General features: G+C 60.0%; 11 protein-coding genes and 1 CRISPR repeat array. All 11 genes read right to left on the bottom strand.

Annotated elements, in window-relative coordinates:
* Window positions 1-122 precede the first annotated feature (122 nt).
* Window positions 123-1,598: an FMN-binding glutamate synthase family protein gene (locus PROAA_RS14940; RefSeq protein ID WP_186412103.1), complete on the bottom strand. Its 1,476-nt coding sequence runs from the start codon at window positions 1,596-1,598 to the stop codon at window positions 123-125.
* A 109-nt stretch (window positions 1,599-1,707) separates the two neighbouring features.
* Window positions 1,708-3,106: direct repeats of the CRISPR family, unit length 37 nt; unit sequence GTTTCAATCCTCGCCCCCCGTTGCCGGGGGGCGCAGC.
* 192 nt (window positions 3,107-3,298) lie between these two features.
* On the bottom strand, window positions 3,299-3,589 hold the full coding sequence (gene cas2 / locus PROAA_RS14935; protein ID WP_186412102.1) for a CRISPR-associated endonuclease Cas2: 291 nt from the start codon (window positions 3,587-3,589) through the stop codon (window positions 3,299-3,301).
* 5 nt (window positions 3,590-3,594) lie between these two features.
* Window positions 3,595-4,626 (bottom strand): type I-C CRISPR-associated endonuclease Cas1c, encoded by a 1,032-nt coding sequence (gene cas1c, locus PROAA_RS14930; RefSeq protein ID WP_186412101.1) that lies wholly within the window; start codon window positions 4,624-4,626, stop codon window positions 3,595-3,597.
* A gap of 2 nt (window positions 4,627-4,628) precedes the next feature.
* A complete protein-coding gene (gene cas4, locus PROAA_RS14925) occupies window positions 4,629-5,267 on the bottom strand; it encodes a CRISPR-associated protein Cas4 (protein ID WP_186412100.1) in 639 nt (212 codons plus the stop codon).
* Window positions 5,268-5,273: 6 nt separating this feature from the next.
* Complete coding sequence (locus PROAA_RS14920) at window positions 5,274-5,639, bottom strand: DUF5615 family PIN-like protein (RefSeq protein ID WP_186412099.1); 366 nt, start codon at window positions 5,637-5,639, stop codon at window positions 5,274-5,276.
* Window positions 5,620-5,874, bottom strand: a complete 255-nt coding sequence (locus PROAA_RS14915; RefSeq protein ID WP_186412098.1) for a DUF433 domain-containing protein — start codon at window positions 5,872-5,874, stop codon at window positions 5,620-5,622. The genes PROAA_RS14920 and PROAA_RS14915 overlap by 20 nt, the downstream gene beginning before the upstream one ends.
* A gap of 39 nt (window positions 5,875-5,913) precedes the next feature.
* Window positions 5,914-6,807 (bottom strand): type I-C CRISPR-associated protein Cas7/Csd2, encoded by an 894-nt coding sequence (gene cas7c, locus PROAA_RS14910; protein ID WP_186412097.1) that lies wholly within the window; start codon window positions 6,805-6,807, stop codon window positions 5,914-5,916.
* A gap of 9 nt (window positions 6,808-6,816) precedes the next feature.
* Window positions 6,817-8,565: a type I-C CRISPR-associated protein Cas8c/Csd1 gene (gene cas8c / locus PROAA_RS14905; protein ID WP_186412096.1), complete on the bottom strand. Its 1,749-nt coding sequence runs from the start codon at window positions 8,563-8,565 to the stop codon at window positions 6,817-6,819.
* Window positions 8,562-9,296 (bottom strand): type I-C CRISPR-associated protein Cas5c, encoded by a 735-nt coding sequence (gene cas5c / locus PROAA_RS14900; RefSeq protein ID WP_186412095.1) that lies wholly within the window; start codon window positions 9,294-9,296, stop codon window positions 8,562-8,564. The genes cas8c and cas5c overlap by 4 nt, the downstream gene beginning before the upstream one ends.
* Before the next feature lie 11 nt (window positions 9,297-9,307).
* Window positions 9,308-11,554: a CRISPR-associated helicase Cas3' gene (gene cas3, locus PROAA_RS14895; RefSeq protein WP_186412094.1), complete on the bottom strand. Its 2,247-nt coding sequence runs from the start codon at window positions 11,552-11,554 to the stop codon at window positions 9,308-9,310.
* A gap of 103 nt (window positions 11,555-11,657) precedes the next feature.
* Complete coding sequence (locus PROAA_RS19440) at window positions 11,658-11,762, bottom strand: BBE domain-containing protein (protein ID WP_222102300.1); 105 nt, start codon at window positions 11,760-11,762, stop codon at window positions 11,658-11,660.
* Window positions 11,763-11,777: the final 15 nt, after the last annotated feature.

Genomic DNA, 11,777 nt, shown 5'->3' with positions numbered 1-11,777 from the left:
ATTTTCATTGCCAATCCTTAGTGAGGGCACACTGCGTTCCACAGCAATATGCGTTGAGACTTGCCGGCATTGTAATGGAAGTTTTGGCGCTCGCGACCGAGGCAGGGTTCCGGATTCAGGATTCAGGTTTCCATCGCCGGATAGGGAAAGAGTACGTCAAGCGCGACGCTCTGCCCGGAAGCCTGAACGATACGCACATGCTCGCGGCGCAAATCACGTGCATCGCGCAAACCGCAGGAGTGCGCGATCATCTCGACCTCCTTGTTCATGTTCCTGCAATAGGATGCCACGCGCGTAGCCTTGTCAGCAACGACCAGGCCGCGTTGCAGTCGCGGGTCGTGCGTCGCGACACCAGTCGGGCAGGTATTGGTGTGGCAGCGCAAGGATTGTATGCAGCCCAGCGCAAACATGAAACCGCGTGCCGTATTCACGAAATCGGCGCCGGCTGCCAGCGCCCACGCGACGCGGGCCGGTGTCACCAGTTGTCCGGAGGCAATCACCCGGATCCGTTCCCTCAGGCCGCCGACAATCAACGCGTCGACGACCATCGGTAGCGCTTCGTCAATTGACATCGCCATGTGATCAGCCAATGCTTGCGGAGCCGCGCCGCTGCCACCTTCGCCGCCATCGATGGTCAGAAAGTCGGGGGCCGCCTGCAATCCCCTGCGCGCAATCGCTGCAGTGAGTTCATGCATGAAACGACTGCCGCCGATGGCGGTTTTGACGCCCACCGGTTTCCCGGTCACCTTGCGAACATGCTCTATTCTGTCGAGCAAATCGTCGATGCTGGCGATATCCGGATGGCGGTTTGGGCTGAGGGAATCACGGCCCACGGCAATGCCGCGTATTTGGGCAATCTCGTGTGTCACTTTGTTGCCCGGAAGGACCCCGCCCTTGCCCGGCTTGGCTCCCTGCGACAGCTTGATCTCGAAAGCGCGAACCGTCTCGTGCTCGGCAAGTACGCGTAAACGTTCATCCGACAGATGGCCGTCAGCGTCACGCACGCCGTATTTCGCCGTACCAAGCTGAAAGATGATGTCGCACTCACCCTCCAGATGGTAAGGCGAAAGACCACCCTCACCCGTATCCATCCAGCAACCGGCAGAAGCGGCGCCGCGCGACAGGGCGCGCACGGCGGGCTTGGAAATCGCGCCGAAGCTCATGGCACTGACGTTGACCAGTGACCTGCCGACAAAAGGCGTCCGGCAATACCCCTCGCCGATTACCCGTTCCGGCGGCGATCGCTGATCCTCCTCGAGTACCGGGAAAGGCGCATTGGCGAAGATCAGCGCACCGGTTTCATGAATCCGGTAGGTCGAGCCGAAACCGATGATGCCGCCCTCATTCTTCGCCATGCGGTACACCCAACTGCGCGTTGCACGATCGAAAGGCATTTCTTCACGATCGCCGAGAAAGAAATACTGGCGGAAATACTCGCCGAGGCGCTCAAAGAAGTAACGCAGATGGCCAACCAGCGGAAAATTCCGTAACACGGCATGCTTTTCCTGCGTGATGTCCTGCACGTAGAGATAGACCATGCCGCCTATGATGGAAAAGGCGAGCAGTACGCCCAGGCTAACAAGTATCAGGTTGAGCATTTGCGGCACCCTTGACGACGTTTAAGTGAGATTCTTCTATGTTAGTCGTTCCAACCCGCCCCGAGCTACTCCACCTCGTTTTGATTGCAATGTGCTGACGTGGCGAACCGGGTGAATCCTCGCCCCCCGTCGCCGGGGGGCGCAACGATGACGGCGCGATGATCACGGGTCCTCCTGGGAGTTTCAATCCTCGCCCCCCGTCGCCGGGGGGCGCAGCCAACCGTCATCCTGAACGGGGATGCCGTCGAACTGTTTCAATCCTCGCCCCCCGTTGCCGGGGGGCGCAACCTGGTCGGCCAAGCTCACAGCCGACATCGACCTCGATGTTTCAATCCTCGCCCCCCGTTGCCGGGGGGCGCAACTGACGTCAATACGATTCCGTTCGTCCTCTCGGACCTGTTTCAATCCTCGCCCCCCGTTGCCGGGGGGCGCAGCCGTTCATCGAATACAGCACCATGATCACGTAGTTGTTTCAATCCTCGCCCCCCGTTGCCGGGGGGCGCAGCTGATCAGCAATGAGGAAGTGGCCGCCATCTACCGGTTTCAATCCTCGCCCCCCGTTGCCGGGGGGCGCAGCGATACGTCGGTGGCGTACTTCTCCGGGCAGGACGAGTTTCAATCCTCGCCCCCCGTTGCCGGGGGGCGCAGCTTGCGGCTCGAACTGACTTACCGCGTTTCGGAGATGTTTCAATCCTCGCCCCCCGTTGCCGGGGGGCGCAGCAACGCGGCCGTGGGTGTGGGCGTGCCGTTTACATACGTTTCAATCCTCGCCCCCCGTTGCCGGGGGGCGCAGCGTGATTCCAGCCCGGAAGTTGGCGACACAGTTAGCGTTTCAATCCTCGCCCCCCGTTGCCGGGGGGCGCAGCGTCACGCTTCCGGACGGCAAGAGCATCTCCGGAGGGTTTCAATCCTCGCCCCCCGTTGCCGGGGGGCGCAGCGCGATGCGCTGGTGCAAGAGCCGATGGTGGCGAGGTTTCAATCCTCGCCCCCCGTTGCCGGGGGGCGCAGCCTGGCACGCCGTCTGCCGCGATCAGTTTTGAAGCGTTTCAATCCTCGCCCCCCGTTGCCGGGGGGCGCAGCATCCTCCCACTGTTTCCAGGCGCGGTAGGATGTGTGTTTCAATCCTCGCCCCCCGTTGCCGGGGGGCGCAGCCCGGCATCGCCGCCCGTATTCGCGCCGCAGATCAGTTTCAATCCTCGCCCCCCGTTGCCGGGGGGCGCAGCCTGGGAACGATCGTCACCGGCACGATGGAGATCATGTTTCAATCCTCGCCCCCCGTTGCCGGGGGGCGCAGCCGATGTCGAGCGGCAGGCGGACGCGGCGCGCGTGTTTCAATCCTCGCCCCCCGTTGCCGGGGGGCGCAGCGTTGCGCCTTCCTTGCTCGGTCAGCAAATTCATACGTTTCAATCCTCGCCCCCCGTTGCCGGGGGGCGCAGCGTATTTTTTTGATTATGCGGAGCATGAAAAACATGTTTCAATCCTCGCCCCCCGTTGCCGGGGGGCGCAGCCGTTCATATTTAACTCTTTGAGCATGCAGATTTTTTTGCCTGCATTGCGCGAACGTAGGCTTGAACGGGTTGTTACAAGCTGCTTTGCAGCTTTGAACCAGTGATTTTCTACACAATAACAAATGCATGCAAGCGGCGCGATCCTCCCGGCAATTCATGAGAGCTAAGGGTTCGCGGATTGGCATGTGCCGGCTAGGCGACAAGAGGCGCATCAAAATCCAGTGAACGAAAACGACCGTATTCGCGCACCTCGCAGCCACGCGACTCGGCAAGGCGGTATAGGCGCAGGCAATCCTGCTCGTCGTTGATTTCCGCCAGCAACCGACGCTCCAGTTCTTCGAGTTGCATAAGGTCGACCTTGCATTCGAATACCGATTTCTGCACGCGCTGGCCGGTTCCTTCGCAGACCTTGGCGACACGCCGCAACCGGCGTCGGCCCTCGCGGGTTTCAGTATTTACGTCGTAGCAAACGATGATCAGCATGGTTTTCACCGTCCAATGAATGGGAGGTAGTTTTCCATATCGCCGCGCAGGGTGCGTGCGAGAAAGCGAGCTTGCAACAGTGGCAAGAGGCCGATGGCAACCGATTGTTCGAGCAGCGGGTGCGCCAGTTCCTCGCGCTTCTTTTCCTGCCAGGCGACGACGACCGTTTTGCGGCCCTCTTCGGCAAGCGTAACGGCGCCGCCTTCGTGCTCTGTGAAGTCGTTGCTGTTCAATTGGCCGCGATTGACCAGAGTCAATACCAGGCGGTCGGCAAGCGGCCGGAATTCTTCCATGAGGTCGAGCGCCAAGGCGGCGCGACCGGGGCGAACGGCATGCAGAAAGCCGAGCTGCGGATCAAGACCAACGGCCTCGAGAGCCGAACGGCAGTCATTCATCAGCATGGCATAGGCAAACGAAAGCAGGGCGTTCATTCGGTCGCGTGGTGGCCTTCGGCTGCGTCCATCCATGGTAAATACGGCGCGAGAATCGGCGCGCAATACAAGATTCAGTCCGGCAAAATACTGGCGAGCTGCTTCGCCTTCGATACCCCGAACGGTATCGAGGTCGCCCGCCGCTGGCAAGGTACGCAAGGCGGCGGCAAGGTCATCGGCGCGCCGTGTGAGTTGCGTACTTTCATCATCCACCTTGGCCTCGCGCGCGGCGCGCAAGATCACTTGCCTTGAGTTCTTGATCTTGCCGGCGACAAAAGCGCGAGACGCGGCCAAGGCGAAGATCGGGTCGGCGGCGCGAGCATGCTGAGCCTGACGCAGCAGGATATTGCCGGAAACCGGCCCTTCGAGCCGCGCCTTGAAGCGGCCATGTTCGCTGAGGAGGACGAGAGTCTTTCCCTCATCTGCCAGCCTGTGCATCAGCGCGGGAGACACCAGCACATTACCGAAGGTAACGACACCGCCGAGGTGGTGCAGCGGCACGCGCAAGCGCGTTTCGCGCTCGACCTCGACGCGCACAGTGTCGTTGTCGAGATGCAGGTAGGAAAGCGGTGTGGTGACGTAGAGCGTGTTCAGCAGGGTTTGCATACTCAGTCGTCCGGGCTAAAGAGTCGAGTTGCCAGCACGCGTTGGCGCTCATGCTCAGCGAGCGGCGCAGGTTGACACAAATCAATCAGCGAGCATTCCCGGCAGCGCTCGTCGTTGACCGGTGTTGGCAGTTTGCCGGCGGCCAGCGCCAACCGGATGGCGCTGACGGTTTCTTCGACCTGCACGCGCAGCGCGGCGCTGATCGCCACTTCGCGGCGGCGGTGTGAGGTGGCGTGATAAATGGCGCCAACATTGACCTCCTTGCCGGTCATTTCCTCCAGGCACAAGGCTTGTGCTGCCAGTTGCAAATCATCGTGTACTGCCTTCGCGGCTTTGCCGGTTTTTCCTTTTCGACCATGCTTGTACTCCACTGGATAGAGGGTGCCGTCGCCAGCAAACTCGACAACATCGGCTTTGCCGATCAAGCCAAGCCGGTCGCACCACAACGGCACGGCGCGAGCCGCTCGCACACCCGCCCGTGTTTCGACGCCCGGCGCGTCGACGCGTGCATGCACTGCCTGCCCGCGCAGGGTGTGTACATTCTCGGCAAAAGCCTGTTCGGCGTGGATCAGCATGCACTGACGCGGGCAGTAGCACCAGTGCTGGAGCGCCGAGAGGGGAATGGATTCAACATCACTCATCAGTAACTACATTGCCTTCAACATCGCTCTCACCCGCACTTTGTCGCGAGTAAAGACAACGAATCTGCCAACATAGATATCCGGCTGCGCGAGAAGGGATAACACCCAATCAGCCGGCTCAGCCGGGCGATAATGCGACTCACGAAGCAACACGATGGCGGGCGGTGCGGGCAAACTCTGCTTGAAAACCAGATCGCCGTAATCGCGATCAAAAGTGATGATCCAGCGCTGCTCGTCGACTGCAAGCGCCATGACTTCCTCGTCCACCCAGCCGGGGCAGGCATCGCGAACCGCCAGCACGTTCAGCCCGGATGCATCCAGACGACGCGCCGCCGGCTCAGGAAAATTTTCGTCAAGCAGCAGTTTGGTCATGTCCAGCCTTGCCGACCGCGACGAAACTTTCCTCTCGATAAATCTCCGCGACAAAGGCCAAGGCTGCCTGAATGTCATCGCGGGTGATATGCGGGTAGGCGACGACGATATCGTCCATCGACCAGCCATCCGCGAGGCGATCCATCAACAACTCGACTGAAATCCGCGTGTCCTTGATGCGAGGCTTGCCAAACAGCGTATCCGGCGTAGCCACGATGCGATCTTTCCATTCCATTTCAATTCTCCCGATAGCAGTGGTGCCGTTTCCGCACAGCTAGCCAACGATACGCTCAAGCGTTACGCGTGGGAAGCCAGACAACGGGCCGGCTGGAGGTGCGCTTACGGTAAAGTCGGAGAAAGCCCGAGCCGTTGCTGCCGGATCATTTTGTTTCGCTCCAATCAAGTCAAACAGGCTGTGCGCCGGCGCATCGCCCAGTGCACCTTCGTGTTTGAAGACGTACAGGCCACGCGTCGACATTTCGCCCCTCGCCGCCGAACGATCATGGTCGAACATATTGACGAGAGAGACCCACAGGAGTGCCAGGTCTTCGTCCGAAAAGCCGGTCTGATTGGCCAGATGCGCTGAGACAAAGCCGTGGGCGCGATACAGGCCGTAGGGCACAGTGAATTTGCGCCCCATGGTGCGATTGTCGCCGCCTTGCTTCTCGGCTTCGGCTTCAGTGGCGACAGCCATACGGGTGATCGAGTGCTCCAGCGCGACGACGGGAGAAATCGAGCGGGCAAAGGTTAGCTGTACCGGGCCGCGTACTTGGCCGCAGTTAACGCCGGTGGACATAACGGCGCCGAAGGTGCGCACGTCGTAGAAGTTTTTGCACATCCATCGCCTCGCTTCATCGACGGCATCGCCTCCTTTGCGTTTCTTGTCATCGCCTTTGAGCAACTCGGACTTGCCGATGCCCTCGTACGCACGTTCGTGCTGCTTGTTGAGGACGGCTTTTTCTTTCACGTAAATCTCGAACGGCGGCTGTTCTCCATGCGCCATGCCGACGTAATTACGCACCTTGCGCTTGAGGCAAACATCGGTAACCAGCCCATGCCCGGTTTCGGCATCTAGACGCGGCAGGTTTCCGGCATCGGGATCGCCGTTGGGATTGCCGTCCTTTACGTCGAACAGCAGCACGAAGTCGTAGCGGTGATTGAGGCTCATGGTTATTCCTTAGTCAGCGGTTTGGATAGCAGATTGATCGGATTTATCAGCATCGCTCTTGTTGAAAAAGGACTGACGCTGGTGGTAATAACCGACGGCAAAACGGGCTTGTTCGTACAGGCTCAAGCGGGAGGGGACATCGGGCAAGCCGTCGATTATTTCGGCAAACAGCTTTTCCAGATTCACCGCCTCGCCCCGATTGGGGAGCTTGGCCAGATGGTGATTCTTGAGCTTCATCAGCGTTGGCATTACCGTTACCGGCGTAGAAGAAAAGGCGCCGTAGTAGCGCTCACGAATACTCGCGTTGAGATTGCCCTGAGCGCGCTCTTGCGTGCGCTCCAGTGCGGCGAAGAGACGCCCGAGGCGATAGCCGGGGGAGGTATTTTCAAGATTGAGCGACACCGTAATCTCCTGATCGTTGAAGTTGCGAATGAGGTAGGCCTTGAGCAAGGCGGCGCGGGGAAAGTTCACCTCGCGCTCGGCCCGAATCCGCCGTAGCGCACCCTGCATCAGCGTTTCGGGATAAGGCAAACCCTTGAGGATGGCGCGCATGACATCGCCACCCAGGTTGGGCAGGATATTCTCGGCCTTGCCTTGGGCCGCGACGCTGGTCAGCAGGCGGTAAAGGGACAGTGGAGCGGCTGTTTCGTAGGCGGGCCGGTCAATCGCCAAGCTCTCGAAGTGACGAAGCAATGCGCCTTCCAGTTCGTGGATGCTGGCCACATGCCAGAAGCGAACGGCAATACGTGCGGCGTTTGGGGCCAAGCCAAGCACATGGAAGCGCTGCTCGTCATCGTCGGTAAAAGGCTGGCCCGCCTTGACGCTGGCGTAGAGGCTGGCGACCGCCTGTGTTCCCCGGTCCGGATCGTCGCCACGAGAATCAAGAAAATCCAGAAAGGCCGATTCGAAAACCTCACCGCTGGATTTTTCAGCCCAGAACACGGTAGACGCGTCGCCGACCTGAATCCGCTGGCGCGAGCCCTTGGTCAGCAAGTGGTTCAGCGCTGTCGTATACGTAAACACGGCACGCTTGCCTATTGGGGCATTGAAGCTCTGCGCCTTGCCGTATGAACTGAAGGCGTCGAGGTTGAAGGAAACGATATTGGCGCCCGAGCTCTGCGCACCCCACACACCCTTGATCGACGGGTGCAGACGCTCAATGGTATCCGGCTCGCCGGAAATCAGGCAGATCCCGTCGGCCTCGCCACCGGCACTCGCTTTCGCCTGTAGGGCGGCAACAACGGCCGGCCGCTGGCAAACGAGGGCCGTATCGCTGTTCAGTTGAAAGCTCAATAGCGGGTTGCTTTCGAGGATTTCCGGCCAGGCTGGATGGGCGACCAACGTTTCCAGCGCTGCCGTTCTGTGGATTTTCAGAAACGCCAGGATGGCGCGCAGACCGGCATCGTCGGGCGCATCGCCAAAGGCTTCAGTAAGGCGTTTGGCGAAGGCCGCTTGCTGCTCGGCAACGCGCTCGGGTTTGCCGCGCGTGACAACACCAAGAACGTACTCGGCGTTATCCCACAGCAGATTCGCTGCCACGCCGGAGGTCTTCTTGACGCCTTGCGGCACGAGTTGCGCCTTGGCTTCCCGCTTCTTCCCTTCGCCCTCGCGCCGGTCGGTAAGTTGTAGGAGCTGCCCGGCTTCATCAAGCACCAGCACAAAAGGAAGCGCCTTCAGCTCGAAGCCTTCCGGTGCCAGATCGGTTTGCGGATCGGCGGCCTTGCGGGCGTAGTAATCGTTGAGCGCCTGGAGAATCATCCGCGCACCTTCGGATCGTTCCAGTCCGGCACCAGAAGAACGCCTCCTTTCAATTCCGCTCGGAAAAAGCGGGGTTTGGGGTCAACCGGGTTGGCAAAGTTCAAATCGTGCAGCATCCAGCCAAGATCGCGGCTTTCGGCGATGGGCGGCGACTCGGCGCTACCGCCTTCGACCAGGCGGAAATCACAGGCGAACTCACGGCAACCCAGATAAGGTTGATTGACGCACTGTCCCTTGCGTGCGCGGCGCTCAAACATTGACATGAACTTGGGCAGGGTATTGGCTTCGTCGGCCGCGCGCTGCTCGTCGGCGTCGTTGATCGGATGCTTGACCAGATGCGGAAAATTCGACTTGTGCCCAGAGGAGTCACAAAGCTCAAACCCGGCGTGAATACGGTACGCCACGTCGCGCAGAAACAAACCGGCGCGCTGCTGACGCTCGTCTTCGACATACAAGGCCAGATCGCCACTGCCCTTGTTCATGGCGCTCTTCACGTTGCTCACCGAGACGACCGCACCTACTTCGTTGCGGCGCAGCGAAATCCAGCGGATGGATTTGAGCACTTCGATCTTCGTCACCCGCCAGCGGATTGCCGGCTTCCACAGGATGGCCTCGAACACGGCGCGTGCGGCAGAAGGCGTGATGGTGTCGTAGCTCACTCGCTCGACCTTCATTTCCGGCCGGGTGAAACAGGCGAAGTCGCCTGTGACTTCAAGACAATAGATTTTCAACGGAATCCCTTTCATACAACCAAGCTTTTTGGCGTGTAGTCGGGCACTTCGGGAAGCAAACCGAGCACCGGGTGGTAAAGCGCTTCGCTCTCTTGAATGATGAAGTCATTGTGTATTTTCAGATCGCCACTCGCCAGAAGTTTTTTCCATTGGTACTCATAGAGCGTAACGCTGTAGCGTTGCAGCTTGCGCAACAGTTCACGGTTCGGGCCTATCTTCTTTAGCAGTTCAATCAGATCGGCTCCCTCCTTACACCAGCCGACGAAGATCTGGCGCTGTCCTTCGTCCGGGATCAGCCGGAAGCGTTGCGCGGCCGTGCGGAACTGAATCTCACCTCGTGCTGCATCCCGGTTCAGCAAGTTCAGCACGCCTTCCTTGTCATGGTCATTCACGCAACCATAGAATTGATCGAAGTAACGGGCGTAGTTTACGGGCGTCAACGGCTCACCAGATGAGCCTGCCAGAACATTAATTGCGGCTTGTTCGGCCTTGAGCAACAGGCCGCTGGGTGACGGTTTCGGCGGATTGAACACGACCACACGACCCTTGCCGGGATGCCTTCCTTCGCGGTTGCAGCGCCCGGCGGCCTGGGCGATGGAGTCCAAGCCGGCCATGGCGCGGTAGACAACCGGAAAATCAAGATCGACGCCGGCTTCGACCAGTTGCGTACTGACTACGCGCACTGGTTCCCCGACCGCCAAACGACGGTGAATTTCGGCAATGACCTTGGCGCGGTGCGCCCCGCACATTCGCGCCGAGAGGTGCAAGGTGCCTGCGGGCAGCAAGCCCCAAAGCGTCGCGGCATCGTCCCGGCGATTGACGATGCACAGCACCCGTTCCAATCCGGAAAGTTCGCCGGCAATATCCTCCCAACTGCGCCGCTGTTCAGGCGAAGTGGGCAGCGTCACGTTCACCCGGTGCAGTTCCTTGTAGAGCCGTCCCGGGTCGGGTGCCAGTTCGCGTGCCTCGCCCAGCCCTTGCAATTGCACGCGACCGGAAGCATCGGTGCGCGTCTTGTGCAATTCCGGTTGGGTGGCCGTGGACAGCACGACGGTGACGCCATAGTGCGCGATGAGCTGGCGCAGCGTATCGAGGATGGGGGCCAAATGCTCGGGCGGCAAAAGCTGCGCCTCATCCAGAATCACCACGCTGTTGGCGATGTTGTGCAACTTGCGACAGCGCGATGGTCTGGCGGCGTAAAGCGATTCAAAGAACTGGACGTTGGTAGTGACGACGATGGGCGCATCCCAGTTCTCACTGGCAATACGGCTTTTGGCGGTTTCGTTTTCCGCTTCGAGATTGCTGTGATGCTCGATGACCGGCGCCGGGTCGATGCCGTCGAACACGCCGCAAAATACGTCGGCCGTCTGCTCAATGATGCTGGTGTAGGGTATGACATAGATGATTCGCCGCTGACCATAACGTTCGGCGTGATGCAGGGCAAAACCGAGCGAGGCCAGCGTTTTTCCGCCGCCGGTGGGCACGGTCATGCTGAACAGACCAGGCGCTTCGGCAGCGCGTTCGATGCAGGTATTGAGGATTTCGCCGCGCAGTTGCTTAACCGGCGTGTCGGCGTTGGCGAAGCGAGTCGCCATGTGCCGCACGTAAGCCGCGCGCAAGACAGGAATTTCCGCGTAACCGCCACGTAAGCTGTTCCGACCATCGTCCATGAAGGCTTCGGTGTCGAGGAAATCGGCATCCACCAGGCAGGAGAACAACATGCGCAGCCAGCCGTGCACTTCCTCTGCTTTGCGGATCGGCGGCTTGGGTAGAACGATGTCTGGTGCGATTATTTCCGGAGGAACACCGCCGGCCAGCGCTTGCGTGAGGGTCGCACGCTCATTTTTCAATTCCTGCGAAAGTGCCGCGCCACTCGCTTCGTCTGGATGCCAGTCCGGCAAACCGGCATGGTGGCCGGCGATCAGGTAGGCCAGCAGACGGCCGTATGGTCCGCACTCTTCGGCGGCATGGATAGCGCCGGCGATGGCGTGTTTGACGCGGCCCGGCGCTTCGATGTGCGCCTCCATGCCGCTGGCCGAAGCGATGTATTTCTGGAACGCCGGCTGATATTTGCCCAGATCGTGCCAGAGACCAGCCAGTTCGGCCCAAGCGCATGTGTCGGGAGGCCGCTCCTTGCAGGCACTAAAATGAGCAGCGAACAGTCTGGCAAGGTTTGCCACCGAAAACAGATGGTCTTCGAGTGAATGGACTTCGAATTCACCGGAAACCAGTTGACGAACATGAGCCGCTGCCTTCATGCGGCGTATCCACTCTTGAGATTTCGCAAAATCACAAACCAGTCCTCTTGGAAAGACAGGAGCATTATGCGCCGAGATTCGGGAATGCGAAGATTCCCTTATCTCAGGCCGGTTTGATATTACGGTTCGTGCGAAATACGTTCTCGGGATCCCAGCGCAACTTGACCTCGGCAAGCCTGGACATGTTCTTGCCGAGGGCCGCCTCGATACGCTCGGCGCCTTC

This window comes from Candidatus Propionivibrio aalborgensis (genome assembly GCF_900089945.1).
GTDB classification, from domain to species: Bacteria; Pseudomonadota; Gammaproteobacteria; order Burkholderiales; family Rhodocyclaceae; genus Propionivibrio; species Propionivibrio aalborgensis.
The sequence above is the reverse complement of the archived record's forward strand: the minus strand, read 5'-3'. Positions and strand labels throughout refer to the sequence as shown.